The following is a 26732-nucleotide window of genomic DNA, read 5'->3' on the forward strand; positions in this document are numbered from 1 at the left end:
AACGTACAGGATGTACAGAACTCTGAAAGGGGGCCGGACCGGGATTCCGCTGAAGCCGAACAAGATGTGGTGTCGGAGGTCCGCCGTAAGCTGAGGGCATGTCCTACGAGATTCCGGTGACGCAAGCCAGGGCCGAGCTCGCCGACCTGATCAACCGGGTGGTGTACGGCGGTGAGCGCGTGGTCGTGACGCGGCACGGCAAGCCCTTGGTCGCGCTCGTCTCCGCCGCCGACCTCGAACGCCTCGACGGGCTGTCGGAAGCCGCCGACGACCAGGTCGCCAGCGCGGTCTCCACGGTCGGCGAGGCCGCCGCCGTACGCCCGGGGCGGGGCAGCTTCGGCATCACGGCCGAGCACCGGGGCGCCGCCGGATCCTGAACCCCCGTCATGCCACCGGCCCTCCTCCGGACCCTCCGCGGAGGGTCGACGCCTGTGCGCCCGGCGCCCGGCGCGGCCCCCGGTCACCCGTACGGGCCTGAAGGGGGCGGTGGGAAGCGGCAGGACCCGTTCGGCGCAGACCGCGCCGTGCGCCGGTACGCGCCCCCATGCGCCGGTCATCGGATGATCAAGGTCCGGTTAACGTCCTCGAAACTCCGGCAAACTAGCCTGCCGATCCACGCCACCAGGGGTTTTCCTGTCCGGATCGGCTCCGCCCGATCTGTCGCGGTGGCTGCGGCAACCGGACCCCGCACGGTCCGGAGCGAGGACTGTGAGGTGGGACGTGCAACTGACCCCGCACGAACAAGAGAGGCTGCTGATCCACGTGGCGGCCGACGTGGCCGAGAAGCGCCGGGCCCGCGGACTGCGGCTGAACCACCCCGAGACGATCGCTCTCATCACGTCGCACATCCTCGAAGGCGCACGGGACGGCCGTACCGTCGCCGAACTCATGGCGTCCGGACGCAAGCTCCTCACCAGGGACGACGTCATGGAGGGCATCCCCGAGATGATCCACGACGTCCAGGTCGAGGCGACCTTCCCGGACGGCACGAAGCTGGTCACCGTCCACGACCCGATCGTCTGAGGGGGCCGCCGATGATCCCCGGAGAGATCCTCTTCGCCGAGGAACCCGTCGTGTACAACGAGGGCCGTGACGTCACCCGGATGACCGTCCTCAACACCGCCGACCGGCCCGTCCAGGTGGGCTCCCACTACCACTTCGCGGAGGCCAACCCCGGACTGGAGTTCGACCGGGGCGCCGCGCGCGGGAAGCGGCTGAACATCGCCGCGGGGACCGCGGTCCGCTTCGAGCCCGGCATCCCCGTCGACGTCGGACTGGTCCCCCTCGCCGGGGCCCGGGTCGTTCCCGGGCTGCGCGGGGAGACCGGAGGTGCCCTCGATGCCTGAGATCTCCCGCGCCGCCTACGCCGACCTGTTCGGACCGACCACCGGCGACCGGATCCGGCTCGCCGACACCGACCTGCTCGTGGAGATCGAGGAGGACCGCTGCGGAGGGCCCGGGCTCGCCGGCGACGAGGCCGTCTTCGGCGGCGGCAAGGTCATCCGCGAGTCCATGGGCCAGTCGCGCGCCACCCGGGCGGAGGGCACCCCCGACACGATCGTCACCGGAGCGGTGATCATCGACCACTGGGGCGTCGTCAAGGCCGACGTCGGCATCCGCGACGGCCGGATCACCGGCATCGGCAAGGCGGGCAACCCCGACACCATGGACGGGGTCCACCCGGAGCTGGTGATAGGCCCCGAGACGGAGGTCATCGCCGGCAACGGACGGATCCTGACCGCCGGCGGCATCGACGCGCACGTCCATTTCATCTGCCCGCAGATCGCCGACGAGGCGCTGGCCGCGGGAATCACCACGCTCGTCGGCGGCGGCACCGGACCGGCCGAAGGGTCCAAGGCCACCACCGTGACCCCGGGACCGTGGCACCTCGCGCGGATGCTGGAGGCGATGGAGCAGTACCCGCTCAACATCGGCTTCCTCGGCAAGGGCAACACCGTCTCGCACGAGGCGATGCTCTCCCAGATCCGCGGCGGGGCCCTCGGGCTGAAGCTGCACGAGGACTGGGGATCCACCCCGGCCGTCATCGACGCGGCCCTCACCGTCGCCGACCGCACCGGCATCCAGGTGGCCATCCACACCGACACGCTGAACGAGGCCGGGTTCGTCGGCGACACCCTCGCGGCCATCGGCGGACGCGGCATCCACGCGTACCACACCGAGGGCGCCGGGGGCGGGCACGCACCGGACATCATGACGGTCGTCTCCGAGCCGCACGTCCTGCCCAGCTCGACGAATCCGACCCGGCCGTACACCGTGAACACCGCCGAGGAACACCTCGACATGCTGATGGTGTGCCACCACCTGAATCCGGCGGTCCCGGAGGACCTGGCGTTCGCCGAGTCCCGGATCCGGCCCTCGACCATCGGCGCCGAGGACATCCTGCACGACCTCGGCGCGATCTCCATCATCTCCTCCGACGCGCAGGCCATGGGACGCGTCGGCGAGGTGATCCTGCGGACCTGGCAGACCGCGCACGTGATGAAGCGACGGCGCGGCGCGCTGGCGGGCGACGGACGGGCCGACAACCACCGGGTACGGCGCTATGTCGCCAAGTACACGATCAACCCGGCACTCGCCCAGGGGCTCGCCCGTGAGATCGGGTCCGTGGAGAGCGGCAAACTCGCCGACCTGGTGCTGTGGGAGCCCGCGTTCTTCGGGGTCAAGCCGCACCTCGTGCTCAAGGGCGGCCAGATCGCCTACGCGCAGATGGGGGACGCCAACGCCTCGATCCCGACACCCCAGCCGATCCTGCCGCGCCCCATGTACGGGGCGATCGGGCGGGCACCGGCCGCCAACTCCTTCAACTTCGTCGCCCCGTCGGCCATCGAGGACGGGCTGCCGGAACGGCTGCAGCTCGGCAAGCGGTTCGTGGCCATCGACTCGACGCGCGGCGTGACCAAGGCGGACATGCGCGAGAACGACGCGCGTCCGCAGGTGCGGGTCGACCCCGACAGCTTCGCCGTGTTCATCGACGGCGAGCTGGTCGAGGCGACACCGGCCGCCGAACTGCCCATGGCCCAGCGCTACTTCCTCTTCTGAGGGCCGGTGTCTGCGATGTCTCGGGCAGCGTTGCTGGTCCTGGCCGACGGCCGCTTCCCGGCCGGAGGCCATGCGCACTCCGGTGGCGCGGAGGCGGCCGTCAAGGCCGGCCGGATCACCGGAGCGGCGAGTCTGGAGGAGTTCTGCCGTGGTCGGCTGCACACGGCGGGGCTGGTGGCGGGCGCGCTCGCCGCGGCCGCCGTACTCGGCTGCCCGGCACGGGAGCTGGACGCGGCGGCGGACGCGCGGACGCCGTCGCCCGCGCTCCGCAACGCCGCTCGCCGACTCGGACGGCAGCTGCTGCGGGCCGGGCGTGCCGCCTGGCCGGCCGCCGAACTCGACGCCCTGGCGGCGGAGTTCCCCAAGGGGGCCCATCAGCCGGTAGTGCTGGGGACGGTGGCCCGGGCCGCCGGGCTGTCGGCCGAGGACGCGGCCCACTGCGCTGCCTACGAATGCGTGAGCGGACCGGCCACGGCGGTCGTGCGCCTGCTGAGCCTGGACCCGTTCGAGGCCACCGGCGTGCTGGCCCGGCTGGCACCCGAGGTGGACCGGACGGCCGACCGGGCGGTGGAGGCCGCGCGCGAGGCGGCCGCGGGAGGCGGGACGGACGCGCTGCCCGCCTCTTCCGCGCCGTTGCTGGAGATCGGAGCCGAGTGGCACGCCGCCTGGGCGGTGCGGCTGTTCGCTTCGTAGGGCGTGTCCGCGAACTCCTGCCGTCCGGCCGCGGAACAGGCCTCGCGGGCACGGCCCGGCACCGCGGGCCGCCGAACGGGCCATCGAGAAGACCACGTATCCAAGGGAGCCGCACATGCATCTCGACCACGATCACCACCACGGCCCCGCCGCCGTCGGCGCGGACGCGCGCCGTCCCGACGGATCACGGCGGGCCCTGCGGATCGGGCTCGGCGGGCCCGTGGGGTCCGGCAAGACCGCCACCGTCGCCGCCCTGTGCCGGGCCCTGCGCGACGAATTGTCCCTCGCCGTCGTCACCAACGACATCTACACCCGTGAGGACGCCGAGTTCCTGCTGCGGGAGGCCGTCCTGCCGCCCGAGCGGATCGCCGCCGTCGAGACGGGGGCCTGCCCGCACACCGCCATCCGGGACGACATCTCCGCCAACCTCGAAGCCGTGGAGGACCTGGAGGACGAGACCGGGCCGCTCGACCTCGTCCTCGTCGAGTCCGGCGGCGACAACCTCACGGCCACCTTCTCCAAGGGGCTGGTGGACGCGCAGATCTTCGTGATCGACGTGGCCGGGGGCGACGACATCCCGCGCAAGGGCGGGCCCGGTGTCACCACCGCCGACCTGCTGATCGTCAACAAGACCGACCTGGCGCCGTACGTGGGGTCCGACCTCGCGCGGATGGCCGCGGACGCCAAGGCGCAGCGGGCCGACCTGCCGGTCGTCTTCCAGTCGTTGCGCGGCGGGACCGGTGTGGCCGACGTGGCCCGGTGGGTGCGGGAACGGCTCGCCGCGTGGACGGCATGAGCGTCACCGGGGTGCACGCTCTGGCGCGGATCGTCGCCAGGCCCGACGGCCGCGGGGGCACCGCGCTGCCCGTACTGGAGGGAGAGGGACCGCTCGCGCTGCGCCGGACCCGGTCGGCCGGCGCCGAGGCCCGGGTGATGGTCGTCGGCGCGATGAGCGGGCCGCTCGGCGGGGACGGGTTCGGCATCGACGCCCGCGTGGAGGACGGGGCCCGGTTGTCCGTGGGTTCGGCCGCGGCGACGATCGCCCTGCCGGGACAGACGAAGGGCGAGGCCCGCTACGGCGTGCGGCTCGATGTCGCCGACGGCGCCGAACTGCGCTGGCTCCCGGAGCCGTTGATCTCGGTGAAGGGCAGCGACCTGCACGTCTCCACGCGGGTCGACGTCGGTCCGGCCGGCCGGCTTGTGCTGCGCGAGGAACAGGTGCTCGGACGGGCGGGGGAGGAGCCGGGGCGGCTCACCAGCCGGCTCACGGTGCACGTCGCCAAAAGGCCGGTGCTGGACCAGGAGTTGGCCTGCGGACCCGGGGCGCCCGGCGGCTGGGACGGCCCGGCCGTCCTGGCGGGACACCGGGCGGTGGGACAACTGGTGGTCGTACGACCGGAGTTCGCGCGCGAGCCGGTGACGGCGCGGATGCTCGGGGAGAACGCGGTGCTCACTCCGCTGCCAGGGCCCGCGGCTCTGGTGACCGCGGTGGCGGGCGACGCGCTGCTGCTGCGGCGCCTGTTGGACCGGGCCATGGACCACCTCGGTGCGTGACCCGCTCAGCGGGACGTGATCGTCCGGTTATCGGATTGGTAAAGACGGCTCCCTTACCCTGTTCTCAGGTGGCGCACAGCCGGAAGGATCCCCCCTGACCATTCGTCACTATGTACGGGGAGGGGCCCACTTGAGGGACAACTTCAGATCGAGGAGCCGGACACTCGCGTCCGGCGCGGCCGGCGTGCTCGTCACCGCGAGCCTGATCACCGGTGCGCTCGCCGCCCCCGCGTCCGGCGCCGAGGTCCGGCACGGACAGGACCGCGAACAGTGGGGCGCGGCCGTCGCCGCCGCACACGCCGCCAAGGCCGGCATCGACTGGGCCGACTGCCCGGCCGAATGGGCCCTGACGAAGCCGGTCCAGTGCGGCTGGGTCAGCGTTCCGCTCGACTACGCCAAGCCCTACGGCAAACAGATCAAGCTGGCCGTCGACCGCATAGCCAACACCGGGACGAAGGCGGAGCGCCAGGGCGCGCTCGTCTACAACCCCGGTGGCCCCGGTGGCTCGGGCATGCGCTTCCCGCTGCGCGTCACCACCAAGAACCCGTTGTGGGTGAACGCCTCCAAGGCCTACGACTTCGTGGGCTTCGACCCGCGCGGCGTCGGCCACTCGGCGCCCATCTCCTGCATCGACCCGCAGGAGTTCGTGAAGGCGCCCAAGGCCGACCCGGTGCCGGACACCGAGGCCGACAAGAGGGCCCAGCGCAAGCTCGCCCGGGAGTACGCGGACGGCTGCGCCGAGCGCACCGGCCGGGCGATGCTCCAGCAGATGACCACCACCAACACCGCCCGTGACCTGGACGTCATCCGGGCCGCGCTCGGCGAGAAGAAGCTCAACTACCTCGGCGTCTCCTACGGCACCTACCTCGGTGCCGTGTACGGGACGCTGTTCCCCGGCCACGTCCGCCGGATGATCGTGGACAGCGTCGTCGACCCGGCGCGCGAGAAGATCTGGTACCAGGCCAACCTGGACCAGGACATCGCCTTCGAGGGCCGCTGGAAGGACTGGGAGGACTGGGTCGCCGCGCACGACGCCTCCTTCCACCTGGGCACCACCCGCGCCGCCGTCCAGGCGAACTGGCTGAAGCTGCGCGCCACCGCCAAGGCGCACCCGATCGGCGGGGTCGTCGGACCGGCCGAGCTGATCGGCTTCTTCCAGAGCGCGCCGTACTACGACTCGTCCTGGGTCCCGGTCGCGACCGTGTTCGCCAAGTACGTCGCGGGTGACACCCAGGCCCTGATCGACGCCGCGGCGCCGGACCTGACCGACACCGCGGGCAACATCACCGCGGAGAACGGCAACGCCGTCTACACGGCCGTCGAGTGCACCGACGCCAAGTGGCCCACCAGCTGGACGAAGTGGGACCGCGACAACACCGCGCTCAACAAGCGGTACCCGTTCATGACCTGGGCCAATGCATGGCTGAACCTGCCCTGCGCCACCTGGCCGGTCAAGCAGCGGACCCCGGTGCACGTCACCACCCACAAGGGTCTGCCGACCGTGCTGATCGTGCAGTCCACCCGTGACGCCGCCACCCCGTACCCGGGCGCCGTCGAACTGCACAAGCGCTTCAAGGGCTCCCGCCTGATCACCGAGCAGGGCGCCGGCTCGCACGGTGTGACCGGCCTGGTCAACCCGTGCATCAACAGCCGCGTCGACACCTACCTGCTGACCGGGAAGGTGGACCGCGCGGACGTCACCTGCACGCCGCACGCCACGCCGCAGCCGTAAGCGGGCCGACAAGGCGCACAGGGGCGGCGGGAACACTCCCGCCGCCCCTGTGCCGTGCCGGTCAACTCAGCGGCGCCCGCGGGAACCTGCGCTCCTTGGTCCCCTGAGCCGCCTGCCCGGCCTTGACCACGGCCGCGTACTCGTCGACGTACTCCTGCTCCGACAGGCTCAGGATGGCGTACATGATCTCGTCGGTGACCGCGCGCAGCACGGCCTTCTCGTTCTCCATCCCGGCGTAGCGGGAGAACTCCAGCGGCTCACCGAACCGGATCACCACCGGGTGGATGTTCGGGATGACCTTGCCGGGCGGCTGCGCCTCGAAGGTGCCGATCATCGCGCAGGGGATCACCGGCACCCCGGCCCGCAGCGCCATCACCGCCACCCCGACCTTGCCCTTGTAGAGCCGGCCGTCGTGCGAGCGCGTCCCCTCCGGATAGATGCCCAGCAGTTCGTCCCTGCCCAGCACCCCGAGCCCCTCCCTGATCGCCGCCTGCCCGGCCTCCTTGCCGGACCGGTCCACCGGGATCTGCCCGGCGCTGCGGAAGAAGAACGCGGTCAGCCGGCCCCGTACGCCCGGACCGGTGAAGTACTCGGCCTTGGCGAGGAAGGTGATGCGCCGCTTGAGGACGGCCGGCATCAGGAAGTGGTCGGCGAACGAGAGATGGTTGCCGGCGACGATCGCCGGGCCCGAGTCGGGCACGTGTTCCAGCCCCTCGATCCGGGGCCGGAACGCCAGCCGTAGCAGCGGCCCCAGGAGGACGTACTTGAGCAGGTGGTAGAACATGGCTCGCCCTTCACTCCAACTGGTCGTACCCAAGCCGAAGTCTGCCGGGCCCGGTATGAATAGCACAGCCGTCGTACCGTGCCGGTCCCGTGACAGCGCCGGCGACGTGTCCGCCCCGGTCCGGCCCGGCGCGCGCCTAGAATGACCCCGATGCGTCCCACCGAGCAGCCCGCCCCGCTTCCGCCGCACCGGCGGTGGCGAGCCCTGCTCGTGCTGGGTCTGATGGCCGGTCTGCTCGCCATGCACGCGCTGGCACCCGGCGGCGGCCTGGTTCCCGGCGGGCACCGCGGCCATGACCGGGTCATGGAGACCGCCGCGACGGTCACCGCCCCCGACGACTGCTCCGGCGACGACGGCTGCCACGGCCGCCACCCCACCCACCACGCCGACGTGACGTGCGCCTCTGGCGCGGTGACCGGCGGACCGGCGCTGCCCGCGCCGGCCCCGGACCCGGTGTCCTGCCCCATGACGGCCCGTTCGGCCGGCTCCCGCCCGGCCACGCCGCCGGACGGCGCCCGCGCGCCCCCCGATCTGGCCGAACTCCAGCTCCTGCGGATCTAGAGGGACCCGGGCCGGCCGTGCGCGCACCGCGCCGCGGCCGTGCTCGGACGTGTCCCTTCACACCCGACGCAGGAGACCGAACATGACCACCCTTCGTACCCGCGGCCGCGCCGCGCTGACCGCGATCGCCGCCCTCGCCCTCACCGCCTGCGGCGGCGGCGACGGCGACGCCGCCCCGCACGGCGGCCCGGCCGCCGGCGCGCACAACGCGCAGGACGTGACCTTCGCCCAGCGCATGATCCCGCACCACCGGCAGGCCCTGGAGATGGCGGAACTGGCCGTCGGCCGGGCCTCCTCGGCGCGGGTGAAGGACCTCGCCGCCCGGATCGAGAAGGCCCAGGACCCGGAGATCGGCACCCTGTCCGGCTGGCTCAGGGCCTGGGGCGAGGACGTGCCGATGGCCGGCATGGACCACGGCGGCCACGCCGGTACGACCGGCGCGATGACGGGGATGACGGACGACGCGGACATGACCGCGCTGAGGAAGGCCGAAGGGCCGGACTTCGACACCAAGTTCCTGACCATGATGGCCGAACACCACCGGGGGGCCGTCGAGATGGCCGCCACCGAACGCGCCGCCGGCGCCTACCGGCCGGCGACCGAACTGGCCCGTGCCATCGCCACCGGCCAGAACGCCGAGATCAAGGAGATGAACCGGCTCCTCGGCAAGGGCTGACCGGGCGGGGTGCGGCCGCGCCCGACGGCGCGGCCGCACCGGCTCAGGCCGCCAGCACCTTTTCCAGCGCGCCCAGCGCCGACCGCAGTTCCTCCGCGGTGACGGTCAGCGGGGGAGCCAGCCGGATCGTCGAACCGTGCGTGTCCTTGACCAGGACGCCCTCACGCATCAGGCGTTCGCTGATCTCCCGCCCGGTGCCGATCGCCGGGTCCACGTCGACGCCCGCCCACAGCCCGCGGGAGCGGAACCCGAGCACGCCCTTGCCGACCAGCTCCGTCAGGCCGTCCCGCAGCACCACGCCCAACTCGGCCGCCCTGCGCTGGAATTCACCGCCCTCCAGCAGCTCGACCACCGCCGTGCCGACCGCGGCGGCGAGCGGGTTGCCGCCGAACGTCGAGCCGTGCTCGCCCGGCCGCAGCACACTCATCACCTCGCGCCGGGCCACCACCGCCGACACCGGCACGATCCCGCCGCCCAGCGCCTTGCCGAGCAGTACGACGTCCGGGACGACGCCCTCGTGGTCGACGGCGAGCGTACGGCCGGTGCGGCCGAGGCCGGACTGGATCTCGTCGGCCACGAACAGGCAGCCGGCCCGCCGGGTCAGCTCCCGGACCCCGGTCAGGTAGCCGTCGTCGGGGATCACGACCCCGGCCTCGCCCTGGATCGGCTCGATCAGCACGGCGGCCGTCGTCTCGTCGACCGCCGCCTCCAGCGCGGCCAGGTCGTTGTACGGCACGATCCGGAAGCCCGGCGTGAACGGGCCGAAGCCCGCACGTGCGGTCTCGTCGGTGGAGAAGCTGACGATCGTCGTCGTACGGCCGTGGAAGTTGTCCGCCGCCACGACGATCGTGGCCCGGTCGGCCGGGACGCCCTTCACGTCGTAGGCCCACTTGCGGGCCACCTTGATGCCGCTCTCCACCGCCTCGGCGCCGGTGTTCATCGGCAGCACCATGTCCATGCCGGTCAGCGCGGCCAGCCGCTCCGCGAACCCGGCGAGGCGGTCGTTGTGGAAGGCCCGGGAGGTCAGGGTCAGGCGGTCCAGCTGGCGGTGGGCGGCCTCGATCAGGGCCGGGTGGCGGTGGCCGAAGTTGAGCGCCGAGTATCCGGCCAGCATGTCGAGGTAGCGGCGGCCCTCGACGTCCTCCACCCACGCGCCCTCGGCGTGGGCGACGACCACGGGCAGCGGGTGGTAGTTGTGCGCGAGGACCGGCTCCTCGGCCTCGATCAGCTCGGCGGAGGTACGGGCGTGCGCGGGTGCGGTCATCGATGACTCTCCTGGGACCTCAGCGGATTTCCTGGGTGCAGCATTTGATGCCGCCGCCTGCCTTGTGGAACTCCGACAGGTCGACGGGGACCGGTTCGTAGCCCTGGTCGGCGAGCCGGGAGGCCAGCACCTCGGCCTGCGGCGCGATGAAGACCCGGTGGCCGTCGGAGACGGAGTTCAGTCCCCAGGCCATGGCGTCGTCGCGGGTGGCGAGGACCGCGTCCGGGTAGAGCCGGCCGAGCACCTCGCGGCTGCCGCTGGAGAAGGCCTCGGGGTAGTAGCAGACGTTCTCGTCGTCCAGGACGAAGAGCGCGGTGTCCAGGTGGTAGAAGTACGGGTCCACCAGGGTCAGGCTGATCACCGGGTGGCCGAAGAACTCCTGCGCCTCGCGGTGCGCCTCCCGGGAGGTGCGGAAGCCGGTGCCGGCGAGCAGGTAGCGGCCCGTCCAGACCAGGTCGCCCTCGCCCTCCACCACCGAGCCCGGCCGGTGCACGTCGTAGCCGGCGGTCTTGAACCAGAGGTCGTAGTGGGAGGACTCGGGACGCCGCTCGGGCGCGTGGAACAGCGAGCCGAAGACCCGGCCGCCGACGACGACCGCGGAGTTCGCGGCGAAGACCATGTCGGGCAGGCCGGCGACCGGCTCCAGGTGGTCGACCGTGTGGCCGTGGGCGCGGTAGGCGCTGATGAGCGCGGTCCACTGCTCGTGGGCGAGGTCGACGTCGACCCTGGTGCCGGGGTTCATCCAGGGATTGATCGCGTACTGCACGGCGAAGTGTCTGGGTTCGCAGACGAGGAAGCGCCGGACGCGCGGCACACGGGTTTCGGCCACAGAGGTGTTCCTCCGCTTTCGTGCGGTGTCGACGAGGGTTGAGACCACGGTAGAAAGCGTCGGATACGGTGGACAAGCAATGGATGTTGCGTGTCTGCGCAGGAATGCTGCGTCTTCGATCATGCGAACGCAGCATCGGTGCGTTTATCCCGGTCCGCCCCCGGGCGCCTGGGGTGCCGCGTGGGTCGCGCCGGCCTCCGGACTCTCCGGGAGCAGGTGCGACAGCACCATCACACTGATCGTCTTCCGGATGAACGGCTCCACCCGGATGCGCTCCAGGACCTCCTCGAAGTGGTCCACGTCCCGGGCGCGGACGTGCAGCAGGGCGTCCGCGCCGCCGGTCACCGTCATGGCCGCGGTGATCTCCGGATGGTTGCGGACCACCTCCGCGAGCCGCCGGGGCGGGGCCGCGCCCTCGCAGTACACCTCGACGTACGCCTCGGTGCGCCAGCCGAGCGCCGACGGCGTCACGGTGGCCGTGAAGCCCGTGATCACGCCGGTCTCGCGGAGCCGGTCGACCCGCCGCTTCACGGCCGTCGCGGAGAGTCCGACGGCCGCGCCGATCTCGGCGAAACTGGTCCGCGCGTTCGCCATCAGCGCGGTGGTGATCTTCCGGTCGAGATCGTCGAAGGGGGCGGTGCCGCTGTTCATGACCGCACTGTATCCACGGCCCGCGGCACTTCAGGACCGCCACCCGCGGAGGCTCCCCGGACCCGGACGGCCACGTCCGGTACATGTCCAGCGCCCCGGTCCGCCGCCTACACTCCGTTCATGCTGCGCGCCCTCGCCGTCGACGACGAACGCCCCTCCCTGGAGGAGCTCCTCTATCTGCTGAACGCCGATCCGCGCATCGGCAGCGTCGAGGGCGCGGGCGACGCCACCGAGGCGCTGCGCCGCATCACCCGCGCCCTGGAGTCCGGGCCGCACGGTCCCGAGGCCGTCGACGTGGTCTTCCTGGACGTCCAGATGCCCGGTCTCGACGGACTGGAGATGGCCCGGCTGCTCACCGGCTTCGCCCGGCCCCCGCTGGTCGTGTTCGTCACCGCCCACGAGGACTTCGCGGTACGGGCCTTCGACCTCAAGGCGGTCGACTACGTCCTGAAGCCGGTGCGCAAGGAACGCCTCGGGGAGGCGGTACGCCGGGTCGCCGAACTGCGCGGCGCCGCACCGCGGATACCCGTGCACGAACCCGACCCTGACCAGCTGCCCGTCGAACTCGGCGGTGTCACACGGTTCGTGGCCGTCGACGACATCACCCACGTCGAGGCCCAGGGCGACTACGCCCGCCTGCACACCGAGCGCGGCAGCCACCTCGTGCGCATCCCGCTCTCCACCCTGGAGGACCGCTGGCGCTCCCGCGGCTTCGTCCGCATCCACCGCCGCCACCTGGTCGCCCTCCGGCACATCGGCGAACTCCGCCTGGACGCCGGCACCGTGAGCGTCCTGGTCGGCGGCGAGGAACTCCAGGTCAGCCGGCGCCACACCCGCGAACTGCGGGACCTGCTGATGAGGAGGGTCTGACGATGCCCACCGACCCCGCCGAACGCCGGGTCACCGTCACCGGCCCGCCCCGGCGCAGCCGCCGCAGCCCCGGCTACTACCGGCCGCGCACCGAGATCGACGAACAGACCACCCTCGGCCACACCTACGTCCGCTCCCTCATGCGCTCCCAACTCCGCGTCGCCCTCGTCGTGTTCGCGGTCCTCGTCCTGCTCGTCGGCCCGCTCCCGCTGGTCTTCGCGGCCGCCCCGCAGGCCCGCCGGCTCGAGTGGCTGGTGCTCGGCTTCTGCCTGTACGCGCCGCTGATCCTGCTGGCCCGCTGGTACGTGCGGCGCGCCGAGCGCAACGAGAAGGACTTCGTCCGGCTCGTCGAGGACCGGTGAACCCCCCTCGCGGCGAGGCCGGATGAACTCCGGTTACGCCGTCCCGGCCGTCGCCCTCGTGGTCGTCGCGACCGTCCTGGTCGGCGCCTTCGGCCTGCGCATATCCCGCACCACGTCCGACTTCTACGTCGCCTCCCGCACCGTCGGACCCCGCCTCAACGCGGCGGCGATCAGCGGCGAGTACCTCTCCGCCGCCTCCTTCCTGGGCATCGCCGGACTCGTCCTGGTGCAGGGCCCGGACATGCTCTGGTACCCGGTCGGCTACACCGCCGGCTACCTGGTCCTGCTGCTCTTCGTCGCCGCACCGCTGCGCCGCTCCGGCGCCTACACCCTCCCCGACTTCGCCGAGGCCCGGCTCGCCTCGCAGCCCGTGCGACGGCTGGCCGGAGCCTTCGTCGTCGGCGTCGGCTGGCTCTACCTGCTGCCCCAGCTCCAGGGCGCCGGGCTGACCCTCGCGGTGCTCACCGGCGCCCCGGACGCACTCGGCGGACTGATCGTGGCCGTCGTCGTGGTCGCCACCGTCGCCGCCGGCGGCATGCGCAGCATCACCTTCGTACAGGCCTTCCAGTACTGGCTGAAACTCACCGCCCTGCTGGTCCCGGCCCTCTTCCTGGTCCTCGCCTGGCAGGACGCCGGCGCCCCCACCCACGCCTTCGACGAACCGGCCGCCTTCCGCGACCGGCGCACCGTCGCCGTCCAGGACACCCTCGACCTCAAGCTCGACCGGCCCCTCACGGTCACCGTCACCGGCACCGTCGACGGCCGCCCGCGCCGGGAGACCCCGGTCACCCTCCCCGAGGGCACCCACCGCATCACCGCCGGCACCCGGCTGACCTTCGCCGAGGGCACCCGGGTCCCCGCCACCGACCGGGGCACCAACGGCGGCATGTCCTCCTCGCTCGCCGAGAGCCGCGAGGAACGCCCGCTGTACGCCACGTACGGGCTGATCCTCGCCACCTTCCTCGGCACCATGGGGCTGCCGCACGTCGTCGTCCGCTTCTACACCAGCCCGCACGGCGTCGCCGCCCGCCGCACCACGGTCGCCGTGCTCGCCCTGATCGGCCTCTTCTACCTGCTGCCGCCCGTCTACGGCGCCCTCGGCCGGCTCTACACCCCCGAACTCACCCTCACCGGCAACGCCGACGCGGCCGTGCTGTTACTGCCCGGCCGGCTCGTCGGCGGCCTCGGCGGCGACCTCCTCGGCGCGCTGGTGGCGGGCGGCGCCTTCGCCGCCTTCCTGTCCACCGCCTCCGGCCTGACCATGGCGGTCGCCGGCGTCCTCACCCAGGACGTCCTGCCGTCGCGCGGTGTCCGGCACTTCAGGCTCGGGACCGTGCTGGCCATGGCCGTGCCGCTGGCCGCCAGCGTGGTCGTCGGCGGGCTGCCGGCCGCGGACGCCGTGGGCCTCGCCTTCGCGGTGTCCGCCTCCTCCTTCTGCCCGCTGCTGGTCCTCGGCATCTGGTGGCGGCGGCTGACCCCGCCCGGCGCCGCCGCCGGGATGCTGGTCGGGGGCGGCTCGGCGTTCTGCGCGGTGGCCGCGACGATGGCGGACCTCCCCGGCGCCGGGGAGCTGCACGCCCTGCTCGCCTGGCCCGCCCTGTGGTCGGTGCCGCTCGGCTTCCTCACCATGGTCCTGGTGTCACTGGCGACGCCGGGCCGGGTCCCGGCGGGCACGGCCGCGATCCTGGCCCGCTTCCACCTCCCCGAGGAACTGCGCGCGGAGGTGAAGGCGTGACCGGGTTCCTCGCTGGACTCCTGGTGGCCGTGCTCCCGCTGCTGGCCGCCGGCTTCTGGCTGGGCCGGCGCACCGCTCGCCCCGAGAGCCTCGGCGGCCTCGGCACCCCCGTCGAGCACGCCACCTTCGAGACCCTGCACACCGCCTCCCTGGCCGCGCCCCCGCTGCGTGCGGGCCTGACCGAGGAGACCGCCCGCCGGTCCGCCCGCCGGCTGCGCACCCTGCTCGGCACCGACGCCCTGTGCCTCACCGACCACGAGCGCCTTCTGGTCTGGGACGGGGTCGGCGACCACCACCGCACCGAGATCACGGAACGCCTCTTCGGACCGCTGGAGTCCGGCCGCGGCGAGGCCTTCCGCCTGCACTGCGAGTACCCCGACTGCCCGGTCCGCTGGGCGGTGGTCGCGCCCCTCACCGTCGACGACCGCGTCCACGGCGCCCTGATCGCCTGCGCCCCGCGCGAGTCCGCCGTACTGGTCCGCGCCGCGGGCGAGGTCGCCCGCTGGGTGAGCGTCCAGCTGGAGCTGGCCGACCTGGACCGCTCCCGCACCCGGCTCATCGAGGCCGAGATCCGCGCCCTGCGCGCCCAGATCTCCCCGCACTTCATCTTCAACTCGCTCGCGGTGATCGCCTCGTTCGTGCGCACCGACCCCGAGCGGGCCCGTGAGCTCCTGCTGGAGTTCGCCGACTTCACCCGCTACTCGTTCCGCAGGCACGGCGACTTCACCACGCTCGCCGACGAGCTGCACGCCATCGACCACTACCTGGCGCTGGTCCGGGCCCGCTTCGGCGACCGCCTCACCGTCACCCTCCAGATCGCCCCCGAGGTGCTTCCGGTCACCCTGCCCTTCCTCTGCCTCCAGCCCCTGGTCGAGAACGCCGTCAAACACGGCCTGGAGGGCAAGACCGGGACCTGCCGCATCCAGATCACCGCGCAGGACGAGGGCGCCGAGGCCCTGGTCGTCATCGAGGACGACGGCACCGGCATGGACCCCGGTCTGCTGCGCCGCATCCTCGCCGGCGAGACCAGTCCGTCCGGCGGCATCGGACTGTCCAACGTCGACGACCGGCTCCGCCAGGTCTACGGCGACGACCACGGCCTGGTCATCGAGACAGCGCCCGGCGCGGGCATGAGGATCACCGCACGGCTGCCCAAGTACCAGCCCGGCGTGCACCCGGCGGCCCGCCTCACCCCGGAGTGAGCCGCGCGGCCGTCAGCCGCTCTGGGTGACCACCATCGCGAGCGTCAGCAGGCCCAGCACCACCCACCCGAACCAGAGCCAGCCGTTGCTGCCGAGCGCCACCGTGTAGGCCGTGACGACCACCAGCCCGCCCACGGTGAGGACGCCCATCGCCTTGGTGGAACCGTTCGAGCCGTTCGCAGAACCGGGCATCGCGACACCCTCCTCGTGGTCCGACTCCCTCCATGGTGCCCCGGTTCGGCTCCGGGCGGGACGGGGCGGGCGAGAACGGTGTGCGCCACCGCTCAGGTCTCGCGGGCGTTGAGCGAGGCCAGGTACGCGTTGTAGGCCTCCAGCTCCTTGTCGCCGTCCCGGTCCGCGGCACGGTCCGAGCGCCGGGCCTGGCGCTGCTCGGAGCCGTACCACTGGAACAGCAGGGCGATGAGCACCAGCACGGAGGGGACCTCGCTGAAGGCCCAGGCGATGCCGCCGGCCGCGGTCTGGTCGGACAGCGCGTCGATGCCGAGCGAGGCCGGCGGGTTCTCGAACGTCGAGACCATGGGCTCCGAGGCCATCATCAGCGCGATACCGAAGAACGCGTGGAACGGCATGCCCGCGAACAGCTCCAGCATCCGCATCAGGTACCCGGGCCGGTGCGGACCCGGGTCGACGCCGATGATCGGCCAGAAGAAGACCACGCCGACGGCGAGGAAGTGCACCATCATCGCGATGTGGCCGGCCCTCGACCCCATCAGGAAGTCGAACAGCGGGGTGAAGTAGAGCGCGTAGAGGCTCGCGATGAACAGCGGGATCGTGAAGGCGGGATGGGTGATGATCCGCATGTAGCGGCTGTGCAGCAGCGCCAGCAGCAGTTCGCGCGGCCCCTTGCGTCCCTTCCCGGCGACGGGCAGCGCGCGCAGCGCGAGGGTCACCGGGGCACCCAGCAGGATCAGGATCGGCGACAGCATGCTGATGACCATGTGCTGCACCATGTGCACGCTGAACATGACCATTCCGTAGTCGTTCAGCCCGGTGCACATCACCAGCATGACGGTGAGCACTCCGACGACGAACGACACCGTGCGCCCGACGGACCACGCGTCCCCGCGCCGCCGCAGCCGCACCACGCCCCAGCCGTACAGGGCGAGCCCCGCGACACAGGCCACGAGGAAGAAGGGATCCGCCGACCACTCAAGGCCCCGCCCCAGCGTGAACGGCGGCAAGTCCATGGTCATGCCGTGCCCGCTGTGATCCATCCGCCGGCTCCTGATTCGTGGGGGGTTGTACGTTTACTGCCGACCCCACATTAGAACCGCCCCGGAACGCACCTGTGAGCGGGGGGCTGGACAGCCGGCTCAGGGGCGCGGGGAACTGCGCGCGCGACCACGGGCGACCCGCACCCGGCGGACGGACCGCACCCTGCCGAGGCGCGGTCCCTAGAGGACCGTCTCCGCCTCCTCGTACCGCTGCGCGGGAACCGTCTTCAGCGTCTCCACCGCCTCGGCGAGCGGCACCATGGCGATGTCCGTCCCCCGGAGCGCGGTCATGTGGCCGAACTCCCCGCGGTGCACGGCCTCCACGGCGTGCCACCCGAACCGCGTCGCCAGCACCCGGTCGTACGGCGTCGGCGTCCCGCCCCGCTGTACGTGTCCGAGGATGACCGGCCGCGCCTCCTTGCCGAGCCGCTGCTCCAGCTCGACGGAGAGCTGCCGGGCGATCCCGGCGAACCGCTCGTGGCCGTAGATGTCCTTGCCGCCCTCGTCGAAGGCCATCGTGCCCGCCCTCGGCTTGGCGCCCTCCGCCGCGACGACGATCGCGAACCGCTTGCCGGCCTCGAACCGCTCGCCGACCCGCCGGGCCAGCTCCTCGATGTCGAAGGGCCGCTCCGGGACGACGATGGCGTGGGCGCCGGCCGCCATGCCGGAGTGCAGCGCGATCCAGCCGGTGTGCCGCCCCATGACCTCGACGACGAGGACCCGCTGGTGGGACTCGGCGGTGGTCTTCAGCCGGTCGAGGGCGTCGGTCGCCACGCCCACGGCGGTGTCGAAGCCGAAGGTGACGTCGGTGACGGCGATGTCGTTGTCGATCGTCTTCGGCACGCCCACGATCGGCAGGCCGGCGTCGGACATCAGCCGGGCCGCCTTCAGCGTGCCCTCACCGCCGATCGGGATGACCGCGTCGAGACCGAGTTCGGCGACGTGGCCCCTGGCCCGCTCCACGCCGTCCCGCAGGTGCGAGGGCTGGACCCGGGAGGAGCCGAGGATGGTGCCGCCGCGGGCCAGGATGCCGGCCACGGCGTCGAGGTCGAGCTTGAGATAGTCGCATTCCAGGAGGCCCTTCCAGCCGTCCCGGAAGCCGATGACCTCGTCGCCGTGGTCGACGACGGCACGGTGCACGACGGACCGGATGACGGCGTTCAGGCCGGGGCAGTCGCCGCCGGACGTGAGGACACCAATGCGCATAGCCCGAAACAACCTTCTTCACGTGGGCCGAGGACCGGACCACGCTGTCCGGCTGACATCGCCGTCACCCTACCGGCGGGAGGGGGTCGGGCCGTACCGGGCGTCCGCCTGCTGGACGCGCCCGCACATGTGAGCGGACACCTCGTCAGGCGGGCCCGGACGCCACGTCTCCGGTCCGGCTCAGGCGGGCTGCTCGGCGGACGCGATGCGCTCGGAGCGCAGTGCCTCGTACCACCGGTCGTCGATCGGCGGCAGCGCGTTGACGTCGAGCGCCAGCTTCAGCAGCAGGTCGGCGATGAGCGGGTTGCGGGCGAGCACGGGGCCGTGCATGTACGTGCCGAAGACGGTGTCGTTGTACGCGCCCTCGGTGCCGTCCCCGGTGCCGTTGCCCTTGCCCAGCCGGACCCGGGCGAGCGGGCGGGCGGTGGGGCCGAGCTGGGTGACGCCCTGGTGGTTCTCGAAGCCGGTCAGCGGGGGCAGCCCGAGCCGCGGGTCGATGTCGCCGAGGACGTCACCGACACACCGCTCGCCGGTGCCGCGCACGGTCGTCACGTCGAGCAGGCCGAGGCCCGGCTCCCGCTGCCCGAGGTCGTTGACGAACTCGTGGCCGAGGATCTGGTAGCCGGCGCACACCGAGAACACGATCGCGCCGTTCTCCACGGCCCGGTACAGGTGTCCGTCACGGCGCAGCCGCTCGGCGGCGAGCCGCTGCGGACGGTCCTCGCCGCCGCCGATCAGGTAGATGTCTCCCGAGGTCGGGATCGGCTGGTCGCTGCGGACGTCCAGCCGGGCCACGTCGAGACCGCGCTGCCGCGCCCGGCGCTCCACGACGAGCGCGTTGCCCTGGTCGCCGTAGGTGCTGAGCAGGTCCGGGTAGATCCACACCAGCCGCAGTTGGTTGTCGCTCATCAATGATCGTCCTTCGGGGTCAGTCAGTTGCCGACGCGGCGGCGCAGATCCTGGAACGCGGTGTAGTTCGCGATGACCTCGATGCGGCCCGGCGGGCACATCTGCACGGCCTGGTCGAGGGAGTCGCAGACCTGGAAGTGCTGGTTGGCGACCTCCAGCCGTACCGCGAGGTCGAGCTTGCGGTCGCCGAGCACGAAGATCGGGTGACCGGTGAGGCGGGTGTAGTCCACGTCCCACAGCCAGGAGGTGTCGGTGCCGTCGGCGCCGCGCGCGTTCACGGACAGGATCACCGGGGTCGGCGGCGGGTCGATCAGCGAGAACGTCTCCAGCCAGCCGGCCGGGTTCTTCGCGAGCAGCAGCCGCAGGTCACGGCCCTGGAACTGGACGACGTCGTATCGTCCGGCGACGGCCTGCACCTGGTACATGCGCTCCAGGGCGACCTGCGGCGGCACCCCGAAGACGGCGGCGACGGCGGCCGAGGAGGCCGCGTTGGCCTTGTTGGCGCGTCCGGGCAGCTGGAGGTGGATCGGCCAGGCCGAGCCGTGCGGGTCGAGGACGTGGTCCCCGGAGAGCACCCAGCTCGGGGTCGGCCGCCGGAACCCGCACTCGCCGCAGAACCAGTCGTCGCCCGGGCGCTGCATCACGCCGCCGCAGGACGGGCAGGACCAGGCGTCGTCCTTCCACATCTGCCCGGCGGCGACCCAGACCACGTTGGGGGACGAGGACGCGGCCCACACCACCAGCGGGTCGTCGCAGTTCGCCACGATGACCGCCTTCGAGCCGGCCAGGCCCTCCCGCCAGTTCTCGGCGAGCATGCGGGTCTCGGCGGCGCGGTCCAGCTGGTCGCGGGAGAGGTTGAGCAGCGCGATGCACTTCGGGTCGGTGTCCCGGGCCACACCGGCGAGGTACTTCTCGTCGACCTCGATCACGCCGAACTTGGCCTCGGAGCCGCCGGCCAGCGCCGAGGTGATGCCGGCGGGCATGTTGGCGCCGAGCGCGTTGGAGACGACCGGTCCCGCGGCCTTGAGCGCCTCGGCGATGAGCCGGGTGGTCGTCGTCTTGCCGTTGGTCGCCGAGACGAGCGTGACGTCCAGGTTCTGGGCGAGCCGGGCGAGAAGGTCGGGGTCGAGTTTGAGTGCGACCCGGCCGCCGATCACGGATCCGCTGCCGCGCCCCGCGGCACGGGACGCCGCTGCGACCGCCTTGCCGGCGGTCACGGCGATCTTGGCCCGCGGCGTGAGCGGGTCCGAGTTGCCTGCCATCAGTTCTCGATCCTCCTTGGCTGCGCGCCGCGCATCAGCCATCCGGCAACGTGGTGTGCACCTCAGCCTATCGAGATCTATTCGCACACCCGAATTCCGGCCCTCGCCGCGCGGCGGGCGGGGGCTGATTCGAACCGTACCCTTGCGGTCATGCGACAAGGTTCCATTCCGGGCGTCCGCGGGCGGGTCCGGCCCCTCACCCTGTTCGGCGACCCCGTGCTGCACGCCCGCTGCGCGGACGTCACCGGCTTTGGCCCCGAACTCTCCGGTCTGGTGGAGGACTTGTTCGCGACGATGTACGCGTCGGAGGGCGTGGGCCTGGCGGCCAACCAGGTGGGGGAGTCGCTGCGGGTGTTCGTCTTCGACTGTCCGGACGACGAGGACGTACGGCATCTGGGCCATGTGGTGAATCCCCGCCTGGTGACGGCGGACGGCGTGACGGTCCGCGGCCCGGAGGGCTGCCTGTCCCTGCCGGGCCTGGAGGCGGGCACGCAGCGGTACGACCACGCGGTGGTGGAGGGCTTCACGGCCACGGGGGAGCCCGTCACGATCGACGGCACGGGCTTCTTCGCGAGGTGCCTGCAGCACGAGACGGACCACCTGGAGGGCCGTGTGTACGCGGACCGGGTGACGGGCCTGCGCGGGCGCAGGCTCATGCGGCAGGTGGCCAGGGCTCCTTGGCACCGGTGAGCGGACCGGCCGCCGTGCGGGCGCGCCGGGCTCCCGCCGGCGTTCGGCCGGAACCCGGTCCCTCAGAACCCCGGCCCGCCCACCTTGTCGCCCGCGGCCGCCAGCCGGCCCCACAGCAGGTCGGCCAGACTCTTCACCAGTTCCGCACGGGTGCAGGGCCGTTCTCCCAGCCACCAGTCACCGGCCGCGTGCATCATGCCGACGATGCCGTGGCCCCACACGCGGGCCAGCTGCTGGCTCCCGGGGCCCAGATCCAGCCGTTCCTCGATGACCTGCGCCAGTTCCTCACCCATCCGCCGCAACAGCGGGGCCGAATGTTTGCCGACGTCGAATCCCTGGTCGGAGCCCGTGCTGCCCTCCGCGGGATGCATCAGGAACCGGTAGACCTGGGGCCGTGCCTCGATCGCAGCGAGGTAGGTGTCCAGGGTCGCCTCGACCCGCTCGCGGCGCTCCGCGGGGGCGTCCAGCGCGGCCCGCAGCGAGTTCAGCAGCGCGTCGGTGTGCCGCGTGGCCAGGGCCGCGTAGAGTCCGCTCTTGTCGCCGAAGTGGCGGTAGAGGATCGGTTTGGTGATGCCTGCCTCCGCCGCGATGGCGTTCATGGAGGCCTGCGGGCCGTCGCGCAGCACCACCCGGTCGGCCGCCTCCAACAGCTCCCGCCGCCGGCGGTCGGCGGATCGCTGCTGTTCGGTCCGCTGTGTGGTGTCCATTGGCTCTCCCCACCCCGTGCTGTTTCGGTGACGCCTGCGCAAACTAACACCTGACAGCCGACCCATCTCGAACTGGCTGCCGAGGTGACCTTGGGAGTTGACTTTTCCTACCGACGAGTAACAGACTTCGGTTACCGCTAGTAACACATTATGCGCCGCCGCTGGAGGGGTCATGGCCGAGTTCACCATGGAGCTCAACGACGAACAGAAGGAGGTCAGGGACTGGCTGCACGGCTTCGCCGCCGACGTCATCCGCCCCGCGGCCGCCGAATGGGACGAGCGTGAGGAGACTCCCTGGCCGGTCATCCAGGAAGCCGCGAAGGTAGGCATCTACTCCCTCGACTTCTACGCCCAGCAGTACTTCGACGCCACCGGTCTCGGCATCCCCATGGCCATGGAGGAGCTGTTCTGGGGCGACGCGGGCATCGCCCTGTCCATCGTGGGCACGGGTCTGGCCGCCGTCGGCGTCCTCGCCAACGGCACCGAGGAGCAGATCGGCACCTGGATCCCGCAGATGTACGGCGACCCCGACGACGTCAAGGTCGCCGCGTTCTGCTCCTCCGAGCCCGACGCCGGCTCCGACGTGGCCTCCATGCGCACCCGGGCCGTCTACGACGAGGCCAAGGACGAGTGGGTGATCAACGGCACGAAGACCTGGGCGACCAACGGCGGCATCGCCAACGTCCACGTCGTCGTCGCGGTGGTCGACCCGGAGCTGGGCTCCAAGGGCCACGCGTCCTTCATCATCCCGCCGGGGACGCCCGGTCTCAGCCAGGGCCAGAAGTTCAAGAAGCACGGCATCCGCGCCTCGCACACCGCCGAGGTCGTCCTGGACGACGCCCGGGTGCCGGGCTCCTGCCTGCTCGGCGGCAAGGAGAAGCTGGACGAGCGCCTCGCCCGTGCCCGCGAGCGGGCGAAGTCGGGCGGCGAGCGGGTCAAGAACGCGGCGATGGCCACGTTCGAGGCCTCGCGTCCCGCCGTCGGCGCGATGGCCGTCGGCACGGCCCGCGCCGCCTACGAGGTCGCGCTCGACTACGCGAGGACCCGCGAGCAGTTCGGGCGGCCGATCATCGACAACCAGGGGATCGCCTTCCAGCTCGCGGACATGCGCACGTCCATCGACGCCGCCCGGCTGCTGGTGTGGCGCGCGTCCTGGATGGCGGTCAACGGGAAGCCGTTCACCGCCGCCGAGGGCTCGATGTCGAAGCTGTTCGCCAGCGAGACCGCGAAGAAGGTCACCGCCCAGGCCATCCAGATCCTGGGCGGCAACGGCTACACGCGGGAGTACCCGGTGGAGCGGATGCACCGCGACGCCGCGATCTACACGATCTTCGAAGGGACGAGCGAGGTGCAGCGGCTGGTGATCGCCCGCACCCTGTCGGGGATGCCCATCCGCTAGCGCGGCCGGGGGCGCGGTGCGCTGCGGACCGGCGGCCGTCGGCGGCCGGTCGCGCGGTTCCCCCGCGCCCCCGGAGGGGCGGGCGCGGTCAGCGGTGTTTCAGGGGTGTGAGCTGCTCGATGTCGTAGCGCTTGCGGAGTGCCTCGATCGCCTCGTGGTCCGGCGGACCCGCGCTGTTCAGGATCTCCAGCAGCTCCTCGAAGTAGCGCTCGTGCTCGGGCGGCGGGGACGCCTGGAAGAACATCCGCGCCGGGGTGTCCGTCGGATTGGCGAAGGCGTGCGGGCAGCCGGGAGGCACCGCGATCAGCGTGCCCGGCGTCGCCCGCACCACTTTCGTGCCCGAACTCGACTCCCACTTCTGCCAGTTGTCGGGAGTGCGGATGCGGGGCTCGAAGGCGAGTACGTCCAGCTCGCCTTCGAGGACGTAGAACAGTTCCTCGCTGCGGGTGTGCACATGGGCGCCCACGTCGAAGCCCGGCGGCACCTCCACCTCGAAGGTGGAGGCCATCCGCGAGTGCGTGCCCGTCACCTTGAAGGTGACGCGCTGGGCCGGCGTGTGGACGACGCGTCCGTGTCCCGGTGGTACGAGAAGTCCCTCGCTCGTGGTCATGGGCACCTCACCACGCCACCGGGAGGGTTTCGGGCCCGCGGATCAACGCGCCCTTCCTGAAGGGCACCTGGTCCGCGGCCACGGCAAGCCGCAGCCCGGGGAGCCGGTCGACCAGTGCGTCCACGAGGAGTTCCTCCTCCAGCCTGCCGAGTTGTCCGCCGGGGCAGTAGTGCGGGCCGAACCCGAACGCGAGGTGCGGGTTGGGACTGCGAGTGAAGTCGATCGTCCCGGGGTCAGGGAAGACGTCGGGATCGCGGTTGGCGGCCAGGTAGGAGACGTAGACGGCGTCTCCCGCCCGGATCCGCACGCCCTTGATGTCCACGTCCTCCAGGGCGATCCGGGACAGTCCGACCGCGCTGCGGTGCGGTATCCAGCGCAGCAGCTCGTCGATCGCCCGCGGGCGGATCTCCGGCTCGGTGCGCAGCCGGTCGAGCAGGTCGGGCCGGGTCAGCAGCAGGTAGAACATCTGCCCGCTGTTGTTGGTCACCGCCTCGCCGCCGATCTGCAGGAGGACGGAGAGGCCGACGGCCTCCTCCAGCGTGACCTCCCGGCGGCCCACGGCCGCGCCCAGCAGCGAGGTCACGTCCTCGCCCGTACTGTCCACCCGCAGGGCGATGAGGTCGGCGAAGTAGGCGCGCATCTCACGCTTGGCCTTCTCGCTGACCTCCTTGCCGTGGCTGGAGGACAGGATCAGCTGGGTCCAGATGTGCATGGTGTGCCGGTCGGCGGCCGGAACGCCCATCACCTCGCAGATCACCGCGATGGGGAAGGGGCTCAGGACCGTCGCCGTGAGGTCGGCGGGCGGGCCCTGCCGGACGAGTCCGTCCACCAACTGGTCCAGCATCACGCGGGCCTTGTCCCGGACCCGCTCCACGCCCTTGGAGGTGAGCGCGGGGGCGACCGCTCGGCGCAGCCGGGTGTGGTCGGGCGGATCGAGGAAACCGACCGCGCCACGGTCCGGGATGAAGTGCGGGGCGAGCCGGGTGACCGGCTGCTCCATCACCGCCTCACGGCTGAAGCGCAGGTCGTTGGCCACCGCCCGCACGTCCTCGTACCGGGTGACCAGCCACGCCCAGCCCTCGCCGTTGGGCAGGCGGATCCGGGTGAGCGGACCCTCTCGCATCAGCTCCGCCAGGGTGGGGTCGAAGTCGACCCCCGCCAGGTCCGGCACTTCCCAGTGCCGGACCGGGCAGGCGGCCGCGCCGGGGGCCGCGCCGGCGGCCCCCTCGGCGGGGTCGAGCGGTTCGGTGACGGTCATCGCCGTCAGGCCTCTTCGCCCGAACGCCGCCAGCGGCCCAGCGACATCTCCGCGGTGATGCCGGGACCGAAGCCGGCGAGCAGACCGCGCGCCTGGTTCTCCGCGCCGCCCTCCTCGAACATCCGGCGCAGCGCGTCCAGGACGACGGCGCTCGCGATGTTGCCGTACTCGGTGAGCGTGGAACGGCTGAACCGGAACGCGTGCGGATCGACCTTGAGGAACTTGCTCAGGTCGTCCAGTATTCGCGGCCCGCCGGCGTGGACGATGTAGAAGTCCAGGTCGGACGCGTTCCAGCCGTGCAGCCCCGCCAGGTCCTGGAGGGCCGGCGCCAGCGGCTCCATGGTCGCCGGCACCCGCTTGTCCAGCAGGAAGTGGAAGCCGGTGGCCCGGACGTCGTACATGATCCACTCTTCGGTCTTGGGGATCAGGTACGAGCCGTTGCGTTCGAGCTCGACGCCGGTGCCGCCCTGGCCGCGGACCACGGCGGCGGCGATGCCGTCGCCGAACAGGCCGTTGGAGAGGAGCGATCCGACGCCGAGGTCGGTCGGCTGGTAGCACAGCGAGCAGAACTCGCAGGCCACGATGAGCGCGTTGGCGTTCGGGTACGCCGTGCAGAAGTCGTGCGCACGGTTGATCGCCGCTCCGCCCGCCGCGCAGCCGAGCTGGGCGATCGGGATCTGGCGGGTGGTGGAGTCGAAGTCCATCTCGTTGATCAGCCACGCGGTGAGCGAGGGCATCATGAAGCCCGTGCACGAGACGTAGATGATCACGTCGATGTCGCTGGTGAGCAGCTCGGCGTCGTCGAGCGCTCGCTGGATGACTGCGGGGACCCGCGACTTGGCCTCGACCTCGTAGAGCTTGTTGCGCTCCTCGAAGCCGGGGTGCTTGAGGGTCTCCTCGATCGGCTGCACGATGTGCCGGGTGCGAACGCCCGTGTTCTCGATCAGTCTCAGCGCCAGCGGCAGCTGCGGGTGGTTCTCATGGTGGGAGCGCGCCAGATCCAGCGTCTCCTCCATCGTGATCACGTACTCCGGGACCGACACTGAGGGTTTGCACAAAGTCGCCATGAACCGTGCCTGCTTTCAGCCTTCCGGTGGGTTTTGCCCGACCGGTCAGAGAGGTGGTTCACCTCAGGAGGTGGTTTTCTCACGATCACCCGAGAGGGCGACGATCTCGCGCCGGACTACTCCGAACCGGTGACCCGGTGTCAGGGCCGGATCGGCGCAGAGCTATCGGGACGGAGGGCTCGCGATGCCCGTCACGGCCGCCGAAACACGGAGAAGGACCAGGTCAGGGCCATCTCCGGAGCAGGCCGCGGGTTCGTGGGTCCCGCTCGTGACGGGCGGCCCGGCGAGCCGGGGGACCTTCGCGGCGCCGGGCCTCGAAAACACCGCGTGAAGCGCGCGGTCCGCCGTGTGTTCCTGCATCTGGCTCAGCGGCCGCAGGGGGGCCGGCCGCCGCCGGGTTCCCTCCCTGCTCGCCG

At 71.9% G+C, this 26732-nt stretch carries 29 protein-coding genes; 16 read left to right on the top strand and 13 right to left on the bottom strand.

Translation table 11 applies throughout. The features are described from left to right. Positions 1–98 precede the first annotated feature (98 nt). From ACIRQ9_RS22475 to ACIRQ9_RS22510, 8 genes are all read left to right on the top strand, one after another. Positions 99–377, top strand: coding sequence for a type II toxin-antitoxin system Phd/YefM family antitoxin (locus ACIRQ9_RS22475; protein ID WP_404176101.1), 279 nt, complete (start codon positions 99–101; stop codon positions 375–377). A 343-nt stretch (positions 378–720) separates the two neighbouring features. Next, positions 721–1023 (top strand): urease subunit gamma, encoded by a 303-nt coding sequence (locus tag ACIRQ9_RS22480; RefSeq protein ID WP_365285265.1) that lies wholly within the window; start codon positions 721–723, stop codon positions 1021–1023. Positions 1024–1034: 11 nt separating this feature from the next. Beyond that, positions 1035–1346 carry an urease subunit beta gene (locus ACIRQ9_RS22485; RefSeq protein WP_404176105.1) on the top strand — a complete coding sequence of 104 codons (312 nt, stop codon included), beginning with the start codon at positions 1035–1037 and terminating at the stop codon, positions 1344–1346. Continuing rightward, complete coding sequence (locus tag ACIRQ9_RS22490) at positions 1339–3060, top strand: urease subunit alpha (protein ID WP_404176108.1); 1722 nt, start codon at positions 1339–1341, stop codon at positions 3058–3060. Before ACIRQ9_RS22485 ends, ACIRQ9_RS22490 begins: the two co-directional genes overlap by 8 nt. A 15-nt stretch (positions 3061–3075) precedes the next feature. Then, positions 3076–3753 (top strand): urease accessory protein UreF, encoded by a 678-nt coding sequence (locus tag ACIRQ9_RS22495; protein ID WP_404176111.1) that lies wholly within the window; start codon positions 3076–3078, stop codon positions 3751–3753. Positions 3754–3868: 115 nt separating this feature from the next. After that, the gene (gene ureG / locus ACIRQ9_RS22500; protein WP_404176114.1) at positions 3869–4549 is read left to right on the top strand and encodes an urease accessory protein UreG; all 681 of its coding nucleotides are present in this window, start codon (positions 3869–3871) and stop codon (positions 4547–4549) included. Further along, positions 4546–5307: an urease accessory protein UreD gene (locus ACIRQ9_RS22505; protein ID WP_404176117.1), complete on the top strand. Its 762-nt coding sequence runs from the start codon at positions 4546–4548 to the stop codon at positions 5305–5307. The genes ureG and ACIRQ9_RS22505 overlap by 4 nt, the downstream gene beginning before the upstream one ends. Positions 5308–5437: 130 nt before the next feature. Next, on the top strand, positions 5438–7039 hold the full coding sequence (locus ACIRQ9_RS22510; RefSeq protein WP_404176120.1) for an alpha/beta hydrolase: 1602 nt from the start codon (positions 5438–5440) through the stop codon (positions 7037–7039). A gap of 61 nt (positions 7040–7100) precedes the next feature. Here ACIRQ9_RS22510 and ACIRQ9_RS22515 read toward each other — a convergent pair whose 3' ends face one another. Then, positions 7101–7823, bottom strand: a complete 723-nt coding sequence (locus ACIRQ9_RS22515) for a lysophospholipid acyltransferase family protein (RefSeq protein ID WP_404176123.1) — start codon at positions 7821–7823, stop codon at positions 7101–7103. 150 nt (positions 7824–7973) lie between these two features. On the opposite strand from ACIRQ9_RS22515, the gene ACIRQ9_RS22520 reads away from it, so the two are divergent. Then, complete coding sequence (locus ACIRQ9_RS22520) at positions 7974–8384, top strand: DUF6153 family protein (RefSeq protein ID WP_404176126.1); 411 nt, start codon at positions 7974–7976, stop codon at positions 8382–8384. Positions 8385–8466: 82 nt separating this feature from the next. Then, a complete protein-coding gene (locus ACIRQ9_RS22525; protein ID WP_404176129.1) occupies positions 8467–9060 on the top strand; it encodes a DUF305 domain-containing protein in 594 nt (197 codons plus the stop codon). Between the two features lie 43 nt (positions 9061–9103). Here the strand turns inward: ACIRQ9_RS22525 and rocD are convergent, their stop codons facing one another. The 3 genes from rocD to ACIRQ9_RS22540 form a co-directional block, all read right to left on the bottom strand. Continuing rightward, the gene (gene rocD, locus ACIRQ9_RS22530) at positions 9104–10324 is read right to left on the bottom strand and encodes an ornithine--oxo-acid transaminase (RefSeq protein ID WP_404176132.1); all 1221 of its coding nucleotides are present in this window, start codon (positions 10322–10324) and stop codon (positions 9104–9106) included. 19 nt (positions 10325–10343) lie between these two features. Beyond that, on the bottom strand, positions 10344–11201 hold the full coding sequence (ddaH, locus tag ACIRQ9_RS22535; protein WP_404176135.1) for a dimethylargininase: 858 nt from the start codon (positions 11199–11201) through the stop codon (positions 10344–10346). Positions 11202–11297: 96 nt separating this feature from the next. Next, positions 11298–11804: an Lrp/AsnC family transcriptional regulator gene (locus ACIRQ9_RS22540; protein ID WP_351933319.1), complete on the bottom strand. Its 507-nt coding sequence runs from the start codon at positions 11802–11804 to the stop codon at positions 11298–11300. A 120-nt stretch (positions 11805–11924) separates the two neighbouring features. Here ACIRQ9_RS22540 and ACIRQ9_RS22545 point away from each other — a divergent pair, with 120 nt between their 5' ends. The 4 genes from ACIRQ9_RS22545 to ACIRQ9_RS22560 are packed head-to-tail and all read left to right on the top strand — an operon-like array spanning position 11925 to position 15973. Then, complete coding sequence (locus ACIRQ9_RS22545) at positions 11925–12674, top strand: LytR/AlgR family response regulator transcription factor (RefSeq protein ID WP_404176138.1); 750 nt, start codon at positions 11925–11927, stop codon at positions 12672–12674. A gap of 2 nt (positions 12675–12676) precedes the next feature. Continuing rightward, positions 12677–13036 carry a hypothetical protein gene (locus ACIRQ9_RS22550; RefSeq protein WP_404176141.1) on the top strand — a complete coding sequence of 120 codons (360 nt, stop codon included), beginning with the start codon at positions 12677–12679 and terminating at the stop codon, positions 13034–13036. A 22-nt stretch (positions 13037–13058) separates the two neighbouring features. Then, complete coding sequence (locus ACIRQ9_RS22555; RefSeq protein ID WP_404176144.1) at positions 13059–14771, top strand: cation acetate symporter; 1713 nt, start codon at positions 13059–13061, stop codon at positions 14769–14771. Next, positions 14768–15973 (top strand): sensor histidine kinase, encoded by a 1206-nt coding sequence (locus tag ACIRQ9_RS22560; protein WP_404176147.1) that lies wholly within the window; start codon positions 14768–14770, stop codon positions 15971–15973. Before ACIRQ9_RS22555 ends, ACIRQ9_RS22560 begins: the two co-directional genes overlap by 4 nt. Before the next feature lie 12 nt (positions 15974–15985). On the opposite strand, the gene ACIRQ9_RS22565 is transcribed toward ACIRQ9_RS22560, so the two are convergent. From ACIRQ9_RS22565 to ACIRQ9_RS22585, 5 genes are all read right to left on the bottom strand, one after another. Next, complete coding sequence (locus ACIRQ9_RS22565) at positions 15986–16165, bottom strand: hypothetical protein (RefSeq protein ID WP_351326529.1); 180 nt, start codon at positions 16163–16165, stop codon at positions 15986–15988. Between the two features lie 92 nt (positions 16166–16257). After that, positions 16258–17208: a cytochrome c oxidase assembly protein gene (locus tag ACIRQ9_RS22570; RefSeq protein WP_404176150.1), complete on the bottom strand. Its 951-nt coding sequence runs from the start codon at positions 17206–17208 to the stop codon at positions 16258–16260. Positions 17209–17388: 180 nt separating this feature from the next. Further along, entirely contained in the window at positions 17389–18414 is a 1026-nt protein-coding gene (locus tag ACIRQ9_RS22575) for a 6-phosphofructokinase (protein ID WP_404176153.1), read from the bottom strand. A gap of 180 nt (positions 18415–18594) precedes the next feature. Next, positions 18595–19323 carry a type 1 glutamine amidotransferase gene (locus ACIRQ9_RS22580; RefSeq protein WP_404176155.1) on the bottom strand — a complete coding sequence of 243 codons (729 nt, stop codon included), beginning with the start codon at positions 19321–19323 and terminating at the stop codon, positions 18595–18597. A gap of 23 nt (positions 19324–19346) precedes the next feature. Then, positions 19347–20585 carry a MurT ligase domain-containing protein gene (locus ACIRQ9_RS22585; protein ID WP_404176158.1) on the bottom strand — a complete coding sequence of 413 codons (1239 nt, stop codon included), beginning with the start codon at positions 20583–20585 and terminating at the stop codon, positions 19347–19349. Between the two features lie 150 nt (positions 20586–20735). Here ACIRQ9_RS22585 and def point away from each other — a divergent pair, with 150 nt between their 5' ends. After that, positions 20736–21275, top strand: coding sequence for a peptide deformylase (gene def / locus ACIRQ9_RS22590; protein ID WP_404176161.1), 540 nt, complete (start codon positions 20736–20738; stop codon positions 21273–21275). Between the two features lie 62 nt (positions 21276–21337). On the opposite strand, the gene ACIRQ9_RS22595 is transcribed toward def, so the two are convergent. Further along, on the bottom strand, positions 21338–21982 hold the full coding sequence (locus ACIRQ9_RS22595) for a TetR family transcriptional regulator (protein ID WP_404176164.1): 645 nt from the start codon (positions 21980–21982) through the stop codon (positions 21338–21340). A 172-nt stretch (positions 21983–22154) separates the two neighbouring features. Between ACIRQ9_RS22595 and ACIRQ9_RS22600 the strand changes: the two genes are divergently transcribed. After that, a complete protein-coding gene (locus ACIRQ9_RS22600; protein WP_404176167.1) occupies positions 22155–23381 on the top strand; it encodes an acyl-CoA dehydrogenase family protein in 1227 nt (408 codons plus the stop codon). 88 nt (positions 23382–23469) lie between these two features. Here ACIRQ9_RS22600 and ACIRQ9_RS22605 read toward each other — a convergent pair whose 3' ends face one another. Genes ACIRQ9_RS22605 through ACIRQ9_RS22615 form a run of 3 tightly spaced genes read right to left on the bottom strand, consistent with a single transcriptional unit; the run spans position 23470 to position 26316 of the window. Beyond that, a complete protein-coding gene (locus tag ACIRQ9_RS22605; protein WP_404176170.1) occupies positions 23470–23991 on the bottom strand; it encodes a cupin domain-containing protein in 522 nt (173 codons plus the stop codon). Positions 23992–23998: 7 nt separating this feature from the next. Then, on the bottom strand, positions 23999–25249 hold the full coding sequence (locus ACIRQ9_RS22610; RefSeq protein WP_404176173.1) for a cytochrome P450: 1251 nt from the start codon (positions 25247–25249) through the stop codon (positions 23999–24001). A 5-nt stretch (positions 25250–25254) separates the two neighbouring features. After that, a complete protein-coding gene (locus ACIRQ9_RS22615; protein WP_404176176.1) occupies positions 25255–26316 on the bottom strand; it encodes a type III polyketide synthase in 1062 nt (353 codons plus the stop codon). Positions 26317–26732: the final 416 nt, after the last annotated feature.

Source organism: Streptomyces sp. NPDC101237, from assembly GCF_044767465.1.
GTDB classification, from domain to species: domain Bacteria; phylum Actinomycetota; class Actinomycetes; order Streptomycetales; family Streptomycetaceae; genus Streptomyces; species Streptomyces gramineus.

Coding starts and splice junctions, on each gene's coding strand:
- ACIRQ9_RS22605 (WP_404176170.1), bottom strand. CDS start 23,991: ATGACCACGAGCGAGGGACTTCTCGTACCACCGGGACACGGACGCGTC.
- rocD (WP_404176132.1), bottom strand. CDS start 10,324: ATGACCGCACCCGCGCACGCCCGTACCTCCGCCGAGCTGATCGAGGCC.
- ACIRQ9_RS22555 (WP_404176144.1), top strand. CDS start 13,059: ATGAACTCCGGTTACGCCGTCCCGGCCGTCGCCCTCGTGGTCGTCGCG.
- ACIRQ9_RS22585 (WP_404176158.1), bottom strand. CDS start 20,585: ATGGCAGGCAACTCGGACCCGCTCACGCCGCGGGCCAAGATCGCCGTG.
- ACIRQ9_RS22490 (WP_404176108.1), top strand. CDS start 1,339: ATGCCTGAGATCTCCCGCGCCGCCTACGCCGACCTGTTCGGACCGACC.
- ACIRQ9_RS22565 (WP_351326529.1), bottom strand. CDS start 16,165: ATGCCCGGTTCTGCGAACGGCTCGAACGGTTCCACCAAGGCGATGGGC.
- ACIRQ9_RS22575 (WP_404176153.1), bottom strand. CDS start 18,414: ATGCGCATTGGTGTCCTCACGTCCGGCGGCGACTGCCCCGGCCTGAAC.
- ACIRQ9_RS22595 (WP_404176164.1), bottom strand. CDS start 21,982: ATGGACACCACACAGCGGACCGAACAGCAGCGATCCGCCGACCGCCGG.
- ACIRQ9_RS22610 (WP_404176173.1), bottom strand. CDS start 25,249: ATGACCGTCACCGAACCGCTCGACCCCGCCGAGGGGGCCGCCGGCGCG.
- ACIRQ9_RS22495 (WP_404176111.1), top strand. CDS start 3,076: ATGTCTCGGGCAGCGTTGCTGGTCCTGGCCGACGGCCGCTTCCCGGCC.
- ACIRQ9_RS22550 (WP_404176141.1), top strand. CDS start 12,677: ATGCCCACCGACCCCGCCGAACGCCGGGTCACCGTCACCGGCCCGCCC.
- ureG (WP_404176114.1), top strand. CDS start 3,869: ATGCATCTCGACCACGATCACCACCACGGCCCCGCCGCCGTCGGCGCG.
- ACIRQ9_RS22580 (WP_404176155.1), bottom strand. CDS start 19,323: ATGAGCGACAACCAACTGCGGCTGGTGTGGATCTACCCGGACCTGCTC.
- ACIRQ9_RS22485 (WP_404176105.1), top strand. CDS start 1,035: ATGATCCCCGGAGAGATCCTCTTCGCCGAGGAACCCGTCGTGTACAAC.
- ACIRQ9_RS22545 (WP_404176138.1), top strand. CDS start 11,925: ATGCTGCGCGCCCTCGCCGTCGACGACGAACGCCCCTCCCTGGAGGAG.
- ACIRQ9_RS22525 (WP_404176129.1), top strand. CDS start 8,467: ATGACCACCCTTCGTACCCGCGGCCGCGCCGCGCTGACCGCGATCGCC.
- ACIRQ9_RS22600 (WP_404176167.1), top strand. CDS start 22,155: ATGGCCGAGTTCACCATGGAGCTCAACGACGAACAGAAGGAGGTCAGG.
- ACIRQ9_RS22570 (WP_404176150.1), bottom strand. CDS start 17,208: ATGGATCACAGCGGGCACGGCATGACCATGGACTTGCCGCCGTTCACG.
- ACIRQ9_RS22515 (WP_404176123.1), bottom strand. CDS start 7,823: ATGTTCTACCACCTGCTCAAGTACGTCCTCCTGGGGCCGCTGCTACGG.
- ACIRQ9_RS22475 (WP_404176101.1), top strand. CDS start 99: ATGTCCTACGAGATTCCGGTGACGCAAGCCAGGGCCGAGCTCGCCGAC.
- ACIRQ9_RS22615 (WP_404176176.1), bottom strand. CDS start 26,316: ATGGCGACTTTGTGCAAACCCTCAGTGTCGGTCCCGGAGTACGTGATC.
- ACIRQ9_RS22520 (WP_404176126.1), top strand. CDS start 7,974: ATGCGTCCCACCGAGCAGCCCGCCCCGCTTCCGCCGCACCGGCGGTGG.
- ACIRQ9_RS22505 (WP_404176117.1), top strand. CDS start 4,546: ATGAGCGTCACCGGGGTGCACGCTCTGGCGCGGATCGTCGCCAGGCCC.
- def (WP_404176161.1), top strand. CDS start 20,736: ATGCGACAAGGTTCCATTCCGGGCGTCCGCGGGCGGGTCCGGCCCCTC.
- ACIRQ9_RS22540 (WP_351933319.1), bottom strand. CDS start 11,804: ATGAACAGCGGCACCGCCCCCTTCGACGATCTCGACCGGAAGATCACC.